Consider the following 14,520-nt stretch of genomic DNA (forward strand, 5'->3'; position numbering starts at 1 on the left):
TTTATTACTCCGCGCCAAAGATTGGAAGTGCTAGTAGTTCAGGAGCTGCCTGACCACGTGCGATACGGATGAAAGTTTTAACTGGCTTGATGTACTCTTCGCCTAGCTCATCCCACTGTTTTGCGCTGTTGTTCCAAACCCAAGCGTGCTTAAGGTCGAATGATTGAGCAACAAATGCAACACGGCCAATACGTGCGAAGTCAACGTTGATGTTTTTACCGTTGATTTCTAGTGAGCCTTGAGATGCAACCATCGTTGAGCTGTAATCAGTCTCAATTGTGTATGCTTCAAGAACCTGACGGAATTTCTCTGAAGTCGTTACTTTAGAGTTAGAAAGAAGATCACGTAATTTTTCAACACGACCTAAACGAGTTTCAGTGTCAAACGGAACGTCCGCTTTGATGAATTGCTCAAGCGTATCGATCATGCGATACATCAGAGGCACAACGTCCTGTTTAGTTTTCTCAATCGTACCGATCTGACGATTAAGTGACTCGATGCTAGCATTTTGGTCAGCTACCAAACGTGCTACGTGGTCGTTATAAACTTTTAATAATTCTGTTTCATCAACAACACTGCGGTACTCACCGATCATCTCTTGAGTTTGACCATAAATGTTATCAATTTTTTCTTGTGATTTTTTTGCAGCCGTTTGAGTTTGCTGACCTACTTTCTGTATGTCATTCAAAGGATCTGCAATCACGTTGCTGCTTGCGAAAGCTGTTGCACCTAGAAGTGCTGTAGCTACAAGACTCTTTCTGATTTTAACAGACATAGTTCCCAACCAATTAAGTAATGTTACTTTTATAATTTTTTGCTCTTTATAGTAGAGCTACCCTGATATCTTTCTATAGATATCAACTTTCCAATAATGCTAAATGCAAGGCCATGTGTCAACTTCATAGGCAAAACTAATTTTTTGAAAATGGATTAATATTTTTTATATAAAACATAATATTAACATCACAAATCATTCACCGAAGCATTTTGCCTATAAAAAACGGACAAAGCACACATTGTTTTTACATTTTGTTACAGGGTAAAAACATCCTGTAACTGAAGTTTTAAAATACCGGACTTTAAATTTAAACCTATGTTTTTAATGAGTTTTTATTAATCTTTGTTTTTTTGTGTTTTTTTTACTTGTGATAGTAAAATTACATTTAAACGACTCAGTTTTCTGTACAAATTTCTGCGACGACTTGATTAAAAACATCGATGAACTGCGATATATGCAATCCATCCATTAATGCATGATGTACTTCAATTGAAACGGGTAATGTTCCTTGCTCTTTTTGATATTGTCCAAATACAATTTTCGGAATGCCCGAAGCAATCGGGGTATGCTCTGCGTGTTTAAAGCCTGAGAATTTAAACCAAGGCAAAATTGAAATATACATTTGCGTTATTTTATCGGCACCTTCAATAAAAGAATGGTTTAACAACGGTTTATCTAAAAAGGTCTGTTTTTGCTGTGTGTAATGTTCACAATATTCTAATAATGAATTTTGTGTTTCTAACGGAACGAATCTAAAACTCTCATCTGAGCGCAAAAATACTGTGCTCAAGGTAATACCTGTTACTTCAACAGGCTTACTGTCAACTATTCTATACCTTATTGGCGCATAACGCTCCACCGATTCATGTAAGCAATATAAGTAGCAGGCTGTGAAACTCAATTGCTGTGATTTTGCAAACTTAAACAGCGCTTTCATTTCAAGGTCAATAACAACATTAAAGTAGGGTTGTGAGAAAGGTAAGAAGAACTTGAAGTGCTCGGCTCTAGGCCAAGTGTCGAGATCAATTTTTTTCATAAAAAAAGGGATGTTTGATTACATCCCTCTATTAGAACAATTACATTATTTAAAGCAAAGGAATTATAGACCGTTTGCGATAATTTCTTGTGCTAATTCATCTGCAATAATATGTGTCGACTTTTGTTCTTCTTCTGAACGCTTGAAGATTTCAGCCAGTGTGTCATAAATGCCTTCCACATGCTTAGTCGCATCTGCTTCATTATAACCAGCCGGCTTAGTTTCGTAGTAAACGTTAATAATACCACCGGCATTAATCACATAATCTGGTGCGTATAAAACGCCTTTTTCACGTAAAATCTCACCATGACGAGACTCTGCTAACTGATTGTTTGCACAACCAGCAATGATTTGTGCTTTCAAACGTGGAATTGTTTCGTCATTCACCGTTGCACCCAGCGCACAAGGTGCATATACATCAACGTCTAAGTCATAAATCTCGTCGATATTAACTGCTGTTGCAGAAAAATCATTTACTACTCTGTCCACAGACTCTTGATTGATGTCCGTAACGAATAACTGTGCGCCTGCTTCATGTAAGTATTTACATAATGTGTAAGCTACTGCTCCTAGACCTTGAACAGATACTTTAACACCGTTTAAATCTTCATGGCCGTGCTTGTGTTTAAACGCAGCTTTAATACCAAGGAATGTACCAAGCGCAGTAAATGGCGAAGGATTACCACTTTTTCCTTCTAAGCCCATGACATAATTTGTTTCTTTGTGCATCGTCATTACATCACCAGTTGTGATGTTCACATCTTCTGCTGAGTAATAAGTACCGCCTAAACGCTCAAGTTGCTTACCAAATGCTCTAAATAAAGCTTCTGATTTAATTGTTTTCGCATCGCCAATGATCACAGACTTGCCACCACCAAATGGTAAACGAGCAACCGCATTTTTATAAGTCATGCCCTTAGATAGACGCAATACGTCATAAACAGCATCTTCATCTTTTGCATAATCCCACATGCGACAGCCACCCACTGCAGGACCTAATTTTGTGCTATGAACAGCAATAATTGCTTTTAAGCCAGACTCTTTATCAGAGCAAAATACCACTTGTTCATGGTTATCAAATTCAACTTGGTTAAATACAGCCACTTTATAGTTCTCCGAAATTTTTACCCAATAGCCGGGCATAGCGCTGAAACTGCTCTGACTCTATCACTATATTTTCAAATTCTCTATAAATTGAGGCAATCATCCCCTACAATTATCTTAATTGACAATTTTAATTCAACAAAAGCAAAATCAACGAAAATTATAGTTAAATTGAAACCAGTAAATATTTGCTTAAGTTAAAAATAGTTACTCAAGCGACATAAGGAGCTTACGTTAACGTAAAGGTTATGACGAGTGTAAAATTTTTAATACAAAAAAACCGCCAAACGGCGGTTTTTAATTTGTTAGTGCTATATTCTGATAAAGACTCAGATTCTATAAGACAGGCCCTTCATCACGAAGGATATGTAAAAAGTGCATATGTTTTTGATATTGATTTATCACATCATTGATCACTGCAGTTTCTGACCAGCCCATAATGTCATAATCTTGCCCGCCTTCAAGTAAATGCACCTCCGCACGATAATAACTTTCACAGCCTTCTTCTTGATCATGACTAAAGCTTGGTTGCACATGTTCTTTCTTATACACACCATAGATAAAGTCGTGTTCTTCTCCATGGTTAACGACAAGAGAAATACTCTTGTCTGAAGTTTTAATTTCTACTTCAATATCGTTTAGTTCAAACTGAGCTTTTAATGCTTTAAACGCACGTTTCACTTCTTTGTTTAAAAACTGATTGATGTCTTTTTTATCAGGCGTTGACACTATGTTATTCAGCTTTTCTTTCCAGTCGGAGGTTTCTTCACTGCTCATGTTTAGCACCGCATGATGTTGTAAACTTTCACGTTTCGCGCTTTCAACTTCTAAGGCTTTTACTAAACCAAAGCATGAGAACAGTAGAACTAGAGAGAAAGGTAAGGCACTGGCAATCGTCATGGTTTGTAAGGCTTCTAAACCACCTACCAAACTCAATGTTGCAGCAACAACTCCAACACTAATCGCCCAGAATAGGCGCTGCCAGACCGGCGTATCGCTTTCACCATTCGAACACAGCATATCGATTACCATAGCGCCCGAATCACAAGATGTGACGAAGAAAATAACAATCATAGCAACAGATAATACAGTCAATATCGTTGACCAAGGAAACTGCTCTAAGAACACAAATAATGCCACCGAAGAGTTCTCGCTTACCATATTTGCAACTTGCTGAGCGCCCTGTTCAACTACCATGTAAATCGCACTGTTACCAAATACGGTCATCCAAAGCAGTGTAAATGCAGTAGGCACTACCATCACGCCTAATACGAACTCTCGAATAGTTCTACCTTTTGATATCCGCGCTATGAATAAACCTACAAATGGTGCCCAAGCTAACCACCAGCCCCAATAGAAAATAGTCCAACCGCCAATCCAGCTTTTTTTCTCATAAGCAAATAAGTTAAATGTGTTCGAGACAATTTCTGAAAGGTAAGCGCCGACGTTTTGCACATAGGCTTGAAGTAAGAATACGCTGGGACCAAGTATGAAGATAAATGCAAGTAACGCTATCGCCAAGAGCATATTCGCTTCAGAGAGTATTTTAATGCCTTTATCCAACCCCGTTGCAACCGACACTGACGCCAATGCAGTGATGACCACCATAATAATAACTTGATTGGTTTGGGTTACATCAAATTCGAATAAATAATTAAGCCCAGCATTTACCTGACTTGCACCTAACCCCAAAGAAGTCGCCACACCAAAAACTGTACTGACAACCGCAAAGATATCCACTAAGTGCCCTTGCCAGCCATAGATTTTATCGCCAATGATTGGATGAAGCGCAGAGCGTAATGTTAAAGGTAGCTTATGACGATAACTAAAGTAAGCCAAAACCAAAGCAACGATGGCGTAAATCGCCCAAGCATGAAAGCCCCAATGGAAAAAGGTAATCTTCATTGCTTCTTTGATTGCTTCTAGTGAGCCCTGCTCTGCCGTTGGCGGTGACAAATAGTGCATAATTGGTTCTGCCACCCCAAAAAACATTAAGCCAATCCCCATTCCTGCAGCAAAGAGCATGGAGATCCAAGTACCTAAAGAGTAATCGGGAGTTGCATGGTCAGGCCCTAGTTTTACCGAGCCAAATCTCGATAAACTTAAATATAAGACAAAGCCCAAAATGATGGCGACGGTAAGCACATAAAACCAACTGCCATTGACTGTAATAGCGTTTTGAATATCTGCAAATAATGACTTTGCCATATTTGGGGCTGAAACAGTGATAATCATCAATAAGAGGATCACCAAAGAGGCTGGGTAAAACACCGCCTTGTTAAATTTTGCTTGTTGTCCGAGCATGGAACACCTTTTATTTCGCTAAGAAAAGCTTTTATCTATAAGTAAAAATATCAATTTAAGTTGCACGCTTTAAACTGAAAAAATAAAGAAATAGATAAAAGCGCCATGAATATTTAATTTCACATCTAACTAATTATATGAAGTTTTCGTACAAAAGTAATCTTGGCCTTTAATTAAAGGCTCAGTAAGCTGTATTAAACTCCGTTACTTAATTAACCAGGCATAAAAAAGCACTTAACTAAGTAAGTGCTTTTTAGAATGGTTTGATTTTAGCTTGAACGCCTATTCAGGCTCGTATCCAAGATTTGGTGACAACCAGCGCTCTGCCTCTTCAAGGCTCATATTGGTTCGCTGCGCGTAGTCTTCAACCTGATCCTTTTGGATTTGCGCCACCGCATAATATTTAGAATCAGGGTGAGAGAAATACCAGCCCGATACAGCAGCACCTGGCCACATTGCATATGAGCTAGTAAGCTGCATACCGATACGTTCTTCAGTTTGCAGTAACGACCAGATCTTTTTCTTCTCTGTGTGCTCAGGGCATGCTGGATACCCTGGAGCAGGACGAATACCTTGATAGTTTTCGCGAATAAGCTCTTCATTACTGAGGTTTTCATCGGCTGCATAACCCCAGTACTCTTTACGAACTTGCTCATGAAGATATTCAGCAAACGCTTCGGCTAAACGGTCAGCAACCGCTTTAACCATGATCTTGTTGTAGTCATCTTGCTGTGCATCGAACGCTTCAGCTAAGTCGTCTTCTTCTAGGCCACCAGTTACAGCAAATGCACCAAAGTAGTCAGGTGTGCCTTTCGGCGCGACATAGTCGGCTAAACAGTAATTTGGAAAGTCTGTTTTCTCCGTTTGCTGACGTAAGTGACAACTTAACGCTAATACTTCAGAGCGAGTTTCATCTGTGTAGATTTCAATGTCATCACCTACACGGTTTGCTGGGAATAAACCAATCACGCCAAGTGGTTTCAGCGCTTGTGTTTTTTCAAACTCATCAAGCATCGCATTAGCATCGTGATAAAGCTTTTTCGCTTCTTCACCGACAATCTCGTCATCAAGAATACGAGGGAATTTACCAGCCAATGACCAAGTCATGAAGTAAGGTGTCCAGTCGATGTATTCACGTAATGTTTTGATACTGACATCTCTAAACTCTGTGACACCCAGCTTTTTCGGCACAGGCGGGGTGTAGTTATCCCAATCAAGTTTTGCGGCATTATCACGGGCACGCTGGATAGTAACAGGTTTATTGCGTGGCTTTTTACGCGCTTGTTGCTCACGCACTTTTACATACTCAGCGGTAGTCTTAGCTAAAAACTCTGGCTTTTGTGTTTTACTTAATAGGCTTGATACCACACCTACTGCACGGCTGGCATTATTCACATACACTACGCCTTTGTCGTACTGAGGCTCAATTTTAACCGCAGTGTGAGCTTTAGATGTCGTTGCACCACCAATTAATAATGGAATATCAAAACCACGACGGGTCATTTCTTTCGCAACATGTACCATTTCATCGAGCGATGGCGTAATAAGGCCCGATAGACCAATAGCATCAGCTTTTTCGTCTATGGCAGTTTGTAAAATTTTCTCAGCAGGTACCATCACGCCTAAATCGACCACTTCATAGTTGTTACACTGAAGTACAACACCCACAATGTTTTTACCAATGTCGTGTACGTCGCCTTTAACCGTTGCCATGATGATTTTACCGTTAGTAGCCCCCTCTTCTTTCTCCGCTTCGATATACGGGTCAAGGTAAGCAACCGCACGTTTCATCACTCGGGCTGATTTTACAACCTGAGGTAAGAACATTTTACCGGCACCGAATAAATCACCTACGACATTCATGCCATCCATCAATGGGCCTTCAATGACTTGAATAGGCTTATCCATCGAGGCGCGACATTCTTCGGTATCTTCTTCAATATATTCGGTAATGCCTTTTACTAGGGCATGCTCTAAACGCTTTTCTACTGGCCAAGTTCGCCACTCTAAGTCTTCCACTTTTTCAGCTTGCGCTAAACCAGAGTACTTAGGTGCCAACTCAACCAGTCGCTCACCCGCGCCAGGGTCAGTATTTAATACAACATCTTCGACGGCTTTTCGCAGCTCAAGAGGAATATCATCATAAACCGCCAGCTGACCGGCATTTACAATGCCCATGTCCATGCCTGCTTGAATAGCATGGTATAAGAACACTGAGTGAATGGCTTCACGAACTGGGTTATTGCCGCGGAACGAGAACGACACGTTCGATACACCACCCGACACTTTACAGTGTGGCAAATTTTGCTTGATGCGACGTGTGCCTTCGATAAAGTCGACCGCGTAGTTATCGTGCTCTTCGATACCGGTTGCAACTGCGAAGATATTCGGGTCAAAGATGATGTCTTCGGGTGGGAAACCTAGTTGGTCGACCAAGATACGGTAAGAGCGCTCACAAATGTCAAATTTACGGTCGGCTGTTTCGGCTTGCCCTGTTTCATCAAACGCCATAACGACAGCTGCAGCACCAAAGCGTTTGATAATTTTAGCCTGACGAATAAACGGCTCTTCACCTTCTTTCAGTGAAATCGAGTTAACTATCGCCTTACCCTGAATACACTTTAATCCCGCTTCAATGACTTCCCATTTAGACGAATCAACCATGATAGGCACGCGAGAAATGTCAGGTTCAGAAGCAATCAAATTTAAGAATTTAGTCATTGCTGCTTTCGAATCTAACATGGCTTCATCCATGTTAATATCGATAACTTGCGCGCCGTTTTCTACTTGTTCACGCGCAACATCAAGGGCTGTTTCGTAATCTTCTTCTAAAATTAGGCGTTTGAACTTTGCAGAACCGGTAACATTGGTTCGCTCTCCAACGTTGGTAAAAATTGCGGTATTTTGTTGCGTCATCTGATACTTCCTAATTCAAGTTACACGCTTCAAGGCCCGCTAAGCGCATACGCACATCTAGCTCAGGCAGAGATCTTGGTTTAATTTGCGCAAGGCCATTAGCAAATGCCTTAATATGTTCAGGTGTTGTACCACAACAACCACCGACAATGTTAATGAAGCCTTCTTTGCCCCAATCGATGATTTCTACTGACATTTCATCGGCTTCTAAATCGTACTCACCAAATTCATTCGGTAAACCCGCATTAGGATGCACTGAAGTAAAGGTTTCACACACGCGCGACAGCTCTTCAACATAAGGACGCAATAAGTCTGGGCCTAAAGCACAGTTCAAACCAATTGAAATAGGTTTAATGTGACGAATTGAATTATAGAATGCTTCTGTTGTTTGGCCTGACAGTGTTCGACCAGAAGCATCGGTAATAGTACCTGAGATCATTACTGGCAACGTAATACCCGCTTGTTCAAACGCTTCTTCTACAGCAAATGACGCAGCTTTGGCATTTAAAGTGTCGAAAATCGTTTCAATCAAAATTAAATCTGCACCTCCTTCAATCAAAGCAAGCGTCGACTCAATATAGGCCTCAACCAATGCATCGAAGGTAATATTACGATAACCAGGGTCGTTTACATCTGGTGAGATTGAACACGTTTTAGAAGTTGGACCTAATACACCTGCAACATAGCGCGGTTTGTGCGGCTCTTTCTCAGTGAACTCATCACAGATTTTACGTGCTAATTTAGCCGACTCAAGGTTGATTTCACGGCTCAAACTGCCCATTTCGTAATCTTCCATCGAAATAGTCGTAGCATTAAAGGTGTTTGTTTCAATAATGTCAGCACCTGCAGCTAGATATTTACGATGAATATCTGCAATGACATCAGGTTGAGTTAGGCTTAGTAAATCGTTATTGCCCTTCACTAACACATGCCAATCTTTAAAGCGCTCGCCGCGATAATCTTCTTCTTCAAATTTATATTCTTGGATCATGGTACCCATGGCGCCATCTAAAATAAGAATACGTTGTTTTAAAGCCTCTTTTAAGGCTGCACTTTTATTCGGCATAGTTGTTAGTCCTTACATCTTGGCTAACTAGGTTAATATCGTATGGGGTTGTTTGGTAAACATAATAATTCAGCCAATTTGAGAATAACAAAAAGGCATGACTTTGCCATGTTTTACTCGGCTTTTGCTCAGTATCGTTATTCGGGAAATACCCTTCTGGTTTGGGCGCATCTGGGCTTTTGGCTAGGTCGCGTAAATATTCTTTTTGTAAAGTATCAGCATCATATTCAGGGTGGCCGGTTAAAAACACCTGACTGCCCGACTGGTTTTTAATTAAATAAGCACCAACCTTTTCAGAGCCAGCTAACACCGCAAGTTGAGGCGTATTTTGTATTTTAGCCAGGTCAATGTGACCATAGCGAGAATGCGGTACTAAAAACTCATCGTCAAAACCACGAGTAAGCGCACCATGCTCAAACAAACAACGGTGCTTAAATACGCCGCATAATTTATCATCACGAAGTTCACGCTTTAAACCGTAATGATGGTACAAACCCGCATGAGCTGCCCAACAAGAAAATAATGTTGAGGTCACATGGTTTTCAGCCCAATCAAATAGCTCTTTGAGTTCTTGCCAGTAAATGACATCGTCATATTCCAGATGAGCCAGCGGCGCACCTGTGATGATCATGGCATCGTAGTTTTCCTCTTTTACATCAGAAAAATAGCGATAGAACATATCTAAGTGTTGCTCAGAATTTTCTGAACTACGGTGCGTATCTAAACGTAATAAATCGACGTTAACCTGAAGCGGTGTATTCGCCAGTAAACGAATAAACTGCACTTCGGTTTCAACTTTGTTGGGCATGAGATTAAGAATCGCCAAGCGCATCGGACGGATCTCCTGCGTTCTTGCCCGTGATTTAGGCATCACGAAGACATTTTCATGTCTGAGTGTAGCAATGGCAGGTAGCTCATCTTTTACGGTGATCGGCATACAATTCTCCCCAACTTAATTTATGGGTGTCATTATGAACGTAAAGTCGAAAAATTCAACCTCTAGATGTTTAGATGTCTAAAATCTCAACTCATTTGTTTGCAACTGAAAAATTTACTTAGATAATTCACGCGTCAAACATCATTATAAAAAGAGAAAAAAATGGGGATCGGTGAACTTGCCGCAATCAGCGCAGCCATAGTCTGGGCGTCATCTACAATTTTATACAAACGCTTTAGCCATCATTTATCGCCCCTGCAATTAAACGTCAGTAAGGGCATAATTGCGTGTGCGCTGATGTTATTAATTTTGCTAATTATGCCTGCCAGCCCTTTACCACAATTAGCCAGTTCTTGGGCTTGGCTTATTGTCAGCGGCATCTTGGGTATTGCCATTGGTGACAGTGCCTATTTTGCAGCCCTTAGAAATATTGGCCCTGCACGAACTCTGGTCATTGAATCACTCGCGCCAGCCATTGCGGGTGTACTAAATATTGTATTGCTCGGCGTATGGCTGAGTGGCCTTGCATGGCTAGGTATTGTGATCACAACTTTAGGCGTTTTATTGGCAATTAAACCTAAAAATCCATTGCCTCAAGTTGAGCACAGCATTTACATCAAAGGCGTTGGTTTTGCGTTGCTTGCAGCCACTTGCCAAGCGGCAGGCATGGTGATGTCAAAAGGCGCCATGAACGCTGAACAAATTGGTAGTTTGTGGGCTGCTTTTATTCGTTTATTTTCAGGCACACTGGCTGTCGCTTGCGTTGTCGCATGTCTAAAAGAACAAAATCTCAAACAAGCCATTACCTTGAATGGCATAAGTCAAAAGCAATGGCTTTTTGTCGCGGTGTTTTTTGGCACCTTTATTGGCCTTTGGTTGCAGCTTATTTCAGTCAAACACACCGATCCGGCTATCGCACAAACTATCTTCGCAACCGCCCCACTGATGGTGATGACCATTGGTGCCCTACGCAAAGAGCCCATGACAAGAAATATGATATTGGGTGGGTTAATTGCTTTTTCAGGTGTGGCGTTGTTGGTTTTGAGTTAATTTCATGAGTTTAAAAAAGAGATAACTTGCTGTTTGATTGACGAAATCGCTAGGTAAACTCTACAATATGCTAGTTAATTTTGAACATGAAAGGTTTCATCTATGGCATTGCCAGATAAGTTTATTTATTCAATGCACCGCGTTAGCAAAGTGGTGCCACCTAAACGTACGATTTTAAAAGATATTTCATTATCTTTCTTCCCTGGTGCGAAAATTGGTGTACTTGGTCTAAACGGCGCAGGTAAATCGACTCTTTTACGCATCATGGCGGGTGTTGATAAAGAGTTTGAAGGTGAGGCGAATGCACTTGCTGGTACTAAAATCGGCTATCTTCCTCAGGAACCTCAATTAGACGAAAACAAAACAGTTCGTGAAACTGTTGAAGAAGCTGTAAGCGAAGTTAAAAACGCCCTTGCGCGCCTTGATGAAGTCTATGCTGAATACGCAATGGATGGTGCTGATTTTGACGCTCTAGCAAAAGAGCAAGGTCAATTAGAAGCTATTATTCAAGCGCATGATGGTCATAACCTGGATAACGCTCTAGAGCGCGCCGCTGATGCACTTCGCCTACCTGAGTGGGATGCAAAAATTGAGCACTTATCTGGTGGTGAGCGTCGCCGTGTTGCTATCTGTCGTTTACTTCTAGAAAAGCCAGATATGCTTTTACTAGACGAACCAACCAACCACTTAGATGCTGAATCTGTTGCATGGTTAGAGCGTTTCTTACATGACTATGAAGGGACTGTTGTGGCTATTACCCACGACCGTTACTTCTTAGACAACGTTGCTGGTTGGATCTTAGAACTTGACCGTGGCCATGGTATTCCTTGGGAAGGTAACTACTCTTCTTGGCTTGAGCAAAAAGATGCACGTCTTAAGCAAGAAGAAAAATCTGAAAAAGCACGTCAAAAATCAATTGCTCAAGAACTTGAATGGGTGCGTTCAAACCCGAAGGGTCGCCAAGCTAAATCTAAAGCGCGTATGGCACAGTTCTCTGAGCTTCAGCAAAGTGATTACCAAAAGCGTAACGAAACAAATGAGCTATTCATTCCACCTGGTCCTCGCCTAGGTGATAAAGTAATTGAAGTTAATGGCCTAACTAAAGGCTATGGCGATCGTGTACTTATCGATAACCTAAGCTTCAGTGTACCTAAAGGTGCAATCGTCGGTATTATCGGTGCTAACGGTGCAGGTAAATCAACGTTATTCAAAATGATCTCAGGTCAAGAAAAAGCAGATGCTGGTACTGTTGATGTTGGTGAAACTGTAGAACTCGCTGCAGTTGACCAGTTCCGTGACAACATGGACGACAGCAACACTGTTTTCCAAGAGATCTCTAACGGTCAAGACGTACTAAAAATTGGTAACTTTGAGATCCCAAGCCGTGCCTATGTTGGCCGCTTTAACTTCAAAGGTAACGACCAGCAAAAGTTTGTAAAAGAGCTATCTGGTGGTGAGCGCAATCGTCTTCACCTAGCTAAGCTTCTAAAAGCTGGCGGCAACGTATTACTTCTGGATGAGCCAACCAACGACCTAGACGTTGAAACGCTTCGTGCCCTTGAGAATGCGATTTTAGAATTCCCAGGCTGTGTAATGTGTATCTCGCACGACCGTTGGTTCTTAGACCGTATTGCTACTCATATTCTTGATTATCGTGACGAAGGCCAAGTGAACTTCTTCGATGGTAACTATACAGAGTATGAGGCTTGGTTGAAAAAGACTTACGGTGCACAAGCTGCCGAGCCTAAGCGTATTAAGTACAAAAAAATTGGCTAAATAACCCACACATTAGCTAATTTTTGCAAATCATTGATATTAAAAGCCCTTTTTATGCAGGGCTTTTTTTACACTGGAGCCTAAGTGTATTACTATCTATGCTTAGATTATCTAGAATATTGAGAGAATGATGATGGAAGAACGTAGACGTTTTACGCGTATTTTGTTTTCAAACCCGGCGACCTTGATGACTGCCAGTGGTGATTACAATTGCCAAGTACTCGACCTTTCATTAAAAGGCGCATTGATTACCTTGCCTGTAGGCTATGTTCCCCTTCAAGGTGAAGCCGCTAACCTAAAGTTTCATTTACCAGACAGTGATGTACTGATTTCAATGGAAGTCGAAGTAAGACATGTCGAGAGTGAATATTTAGGCCTTCACTGTAATCAAATCGACCTTGAAAGTGTGACTCACCTTAAACGCTTAATTGAACTCAATGTGGGTGACGATGCTGTTCTTCATCGAGAAATCGAACAACTTGCCTTTAAAAACACTTAAACAACTTAAAAATTAACTATCAGATATAAGAAGAGATAAAAAATGATTTTGGAATCTTTACAAGGATTTTTGCCTTTTATTAGTTATTTCGTAATTGGCTATGCAATTACTTTGTGCTTTTTGTTTGTATACACCTTCATAACGCCGCACTGTGAGTGGCGTTTAATGAAAGAAAACAACCCTGCTGCTGCGGTCGCATTCTGCGGTACATTAATTGGTTTTATTTTACCTATCGCCAGTGCAGCAGTGAATGCTGTGTCACTTATAGATTTTACTGTTTGGGGTGTGATTGCGGGCGTTATGCAGCTAGTTACTTTCTTTACCGTTCGCTTATATATGCCAAAGCTGTCGGAAAAAATTGAAGCACAACATTTGAGTGCCGGTTTATTTTTAGGTGCAGCCTCACTGGCTACGGGAGTTTTAAACGCCGCCTGTATGACATACTAGGAGGCCTGATGAAACGTAGCAAACGCATTAAACTGACTTTACTCATGGGCGCCACAGGCTCATTAGCCGGCTGTGGTGATACTGAAGAGTCTGCTTTATTATTCCAAGATACGATGGAATGTAACTCTTTTGGTATTGAATTAGAAACCTGCCAAGCTGAGTATCAACAAGCACTTGAACAACATTTAAATGAAGCACCGCGTTACGCCACCGAGCAATTGTGTGAAGGTGATTTTGGTTTCGATAGATGCGAGTCAAATGGCGGTATTTGGCAGCCTTTAATGGCAGGCTTCATGATTGGCTTAGTCGCTGAAGCCGTTGACGAAGGGCTCGATGCATTAAAGAAAAAACGCAAGCATAAGCGTGCAATGTTAGGCGGAAAATACTATTCAGGTGCCAAACCTTTATACCGTAGCCGTGACGATTTCTTTAGCTATCGTAATTCAAACAATGACTATGTGGCCAGTGCGAGCAGCAGTGGTTCTACGCTCGTCAAATCAAGTAAAGTGAACTACAAAGCAAAACGAAAACCCGTTACTCGAAAACGGGGGGGGTTTGGTCGTAGTGCTTCAAGAAGTAGCTGGGGAGGTTAAGCGAAAGCTTAACC

The 14,520-nt window shown here is 41.2% G+C and carries 12 protein-coding genes; 5 read left to right on the forward strand and 7 right to left on the reverse strand.

The genetic code is table 11. The features are described 5' to 3' along the window. Nucleotides 1-4 precede the first annotated feature (4 nt). From AC1HJP_RS03435 to AC1HJP_RS03465, 7 genes are all read right to left on the reverse strand, one after another. Nucleotides 5-775, reverse strand: coding sequence for a DUF3450 domain-containing protein (locus tag AC1HJP_RS03435; RefSeq protein ID WP_058030195.1), 771 nt, complete (start codon nt 773-775; stop codon nt 5-7). A 397-nt stretch (nt 776-1,172) separates the two neighbouring features. Further along, nucleotides 1,173-1,814 carry a CatA-like O-acetyltransferase gene (locus tag AC1HJP_RS03440; protein ID WP_480360373.1) on the reverse strand — a complete coding sequence of 214 codons (642 nt, stop codon included), beginning with the start codon at nt 1,812-1,814 and terminating at the stop codon, nt 1,173-1,175. Between the two features lie 63 nt (nt 1,815-1,877). After that, nucleotides 1,878-2,918 (reverse strand): Leu/Phe/Val dehydrogenase, encoded by a 1,041-nt coding sequence (locus tag AC1HJP_RS03445; protein ID WP_480360374.1) that lies wholly within the window; start codon nt 2,916-2,918, stop codon nt 1,878-1,880. 336 nt (nt 2,919-3,254) lie between these two features. Next, entirely contained in the window at nt 3,255-5,222 is a 1,968-nt protein-coding gene (locus AC1HJP_RS03450) for a BCCT family transporter (RefSeq protein ID WP_480360375.1), read from the reverse strand. A gap of 282 nt (nt 5,223-5,504) precedes the next feature. After that, nucleotides 5,505-8,138, reverse strand: coding sequence for a methionine synthase (gene metH, locus AC1HJP_RS03455; protein WP_480360376.1), 2,634 nt, complete (start codon nt 8,136-8,138; stop codon nt 5,505-5,507). 10 nt (nt 8,139-8,148) lie between these two features. Beyond that, the gene (locus tag AC1HJP_RS03460) at nt 8,149-9,204 is read right to left on the reverse strand and encodes a homocysteine S-methyltransferase family protein (protein WP_130255420.1); all 1,056 of its coding nucleotides are present in this window, start codon (nt 9,202-9,204) and stop codon (nt 8,149-8,151) included. Beyond that, nucleotides 9,194-10,141: a homoserine O-succinyltransferase gene (locus tag AC1HJP_RS03465; RefSeq protein ID WP_480360377.1), complete on the reverse strand. Its 948-nt coding sequence runs from the start codon at nt 10,139-10,141 to the stop codon at nt 9,194-9,196. The genes AC1HJP_RS03460 and AC1HJP_RS03465 overlap by 11 nt, the downstream gene beginning before the upstream one ends. A 162-nt stretch (nt 10,142-10,303) precedes the next feature. On the opposite strand from AC1HJP_RS03465, the gene AC1HJP_RS03470 reads away from it, so the two are divergent. From AC1HJP_RS03470 to AC1HJP_RS03490, 5 genes are all read left to right on the forward strand, one after another. Beyond that, nucleotides 10,304-11,191 (forward strand): DMT family transporter, encoded by an 888-nt coding sequence (locus AC1HJP_RS03470; protein ID WP_480360378.1) that lies wholly within the window; start codon nt 10,304-10,306, stop codon nt 11,189-11,191. Nucleotides 11,192-11,293: 102 nt separating this feature from the next. Next, nucleotides 11,294-12,967 (forward strand): energy-dependent translational throttle protein EttA, encoded by a 1,674-nt coding sequence (ettA, locus tag AC1HJP_RS03475; protein WP_480360379.1) that lies wholly within the window; start codon nt 11,294-11,296, stop codon nt 12,965-12,967. A gap of 127 nt (nt 12,968-13,094) precedes the next feature. Beyond that, nucleotides 13,095-13,466, forward strand: a complete 372-nt coding sequence (locus tag AC1HJP_RS03480; protein ID WP_480360380.1) for a PilZ domain-containing protein — start codon at nt 13,095-13,097, stop codon at nt 13,464-13,466. Nucleotides 13,467-13,508: 42 nt separating this feature from the next. Next, nucleotides 13,509-13,913 carry a DUF350 domain-containing protein gene (locus AC1HJP_RS03485; protein ID WP_480360381.1) on the forward strand — a complete coding sequence of 135 codons (405 nt, stop codon included), beginning with the start codon at nt 13,509-13,511 and terminating at the stop codon, nt 13,911-13,913. Between the two features lie 8 nt (nt 13,914-13,921). Next, a complete protein-coding gene (locus tag AC1HJP_RS03490; RefSeq protein ID WP_480360382.1) occupies nt 13,922-14,506 on the forward strand; it encodes a DUF1190 domain-containing protein in 585 nt (194 codons plus the stop codon). The last annotated feature ends 14 nt before the right edge of the window (nt 14,507-14,520 follow it).

It is taken from the genome of Pseudoalteromonas sp. NFXS53 (assembly GCF_056629255.1).

What these genes read in the sequence shown, in the direction of transcription:
- AC1HJP_RS03460 (WP_130255420.1), bottom strand. Translation starts at nt 9,204, where the DNA reads ATGCCGAATAAAAGTGCAGCCTTAAAAGAGGCTTTAAAACAACGTATT.
- AC1HJP_RS03450 (WP_480360375.1), bottom strand. Translation starts at nt 5,222, where the DNA reads ATGCTCGGACAACAAGCAAAATTTAACAAGGCGGTGTTTTACCCAGCC.
- AC1HJP_RS03465 (WP_480360377.1), bottom strand. Translation starts at nt 10,141, where the DNA reads ATGCCGATCACCGTAAAAGATGAGCTACCTGCCATTGCTACACTCAGA.
- metH (WP_480360376.1), bottom strand. Translation starts at nt 8,138, where the DNA reads ATGACGCAACAAAATACCGCAATTTTTACCAACGTTGGAGAGCGAACC.
- AC1HJP_RS03470 (WP_480360378.1), top strand. Translation starts at nt 10,304, where the DNA reads ATGGGGATCGGTGAACTTGCCGCAATCAGCGCAGCCATAGTCTGGGCG.
- AC1HJP_RS03485 (WP_480360381.1), top strand. Translation starts at nt 13,509, where the DNA reads ATGATTTTGGAATCTTTACAAGGATTTTTGCCTTTTATTAGTTATTTC.
- AC1HJP_RS03435 (WP_058030195.1), bottom strand. Translation starts at nt 775, where the DNA reads ATGTCTGTTAAAATCAGAAAGAGTCTTGTAGCTACAGCACTTCTAGGT.
- AC1HJP_RS03440 (WP_480360373.1), bottom strand. Translation starts at nt 1,814, where the DNA reads ATGAAAAAAATTGATCTCGACACTTGGCCTAGAGCCGAGCACTTCAAG.
- ettA (WP_480360379.1), top strand. Translation starts at nt 11,294, where the DNA reads ATGGCATTGCCAGATAAGTTTATTTATTCAATGCACCGCGTTAGCAAA.
- AC1HJP_RS03480 (WP_480360380.1), top strand. Translation starts at nt 13,095, where the DNA reads ATGATGATGGAAGAACGTAGACGTTTTACGCGTATTTTGTTTTCAAAC.
- AC1HJP_RS03490 (WP_480360382.1), top strand. Translation starts at nt 13,922, where the DNA reads ATGAAACGTAGCAAACGCATTAAACTGACTTTACTCATGGGCGCCACA.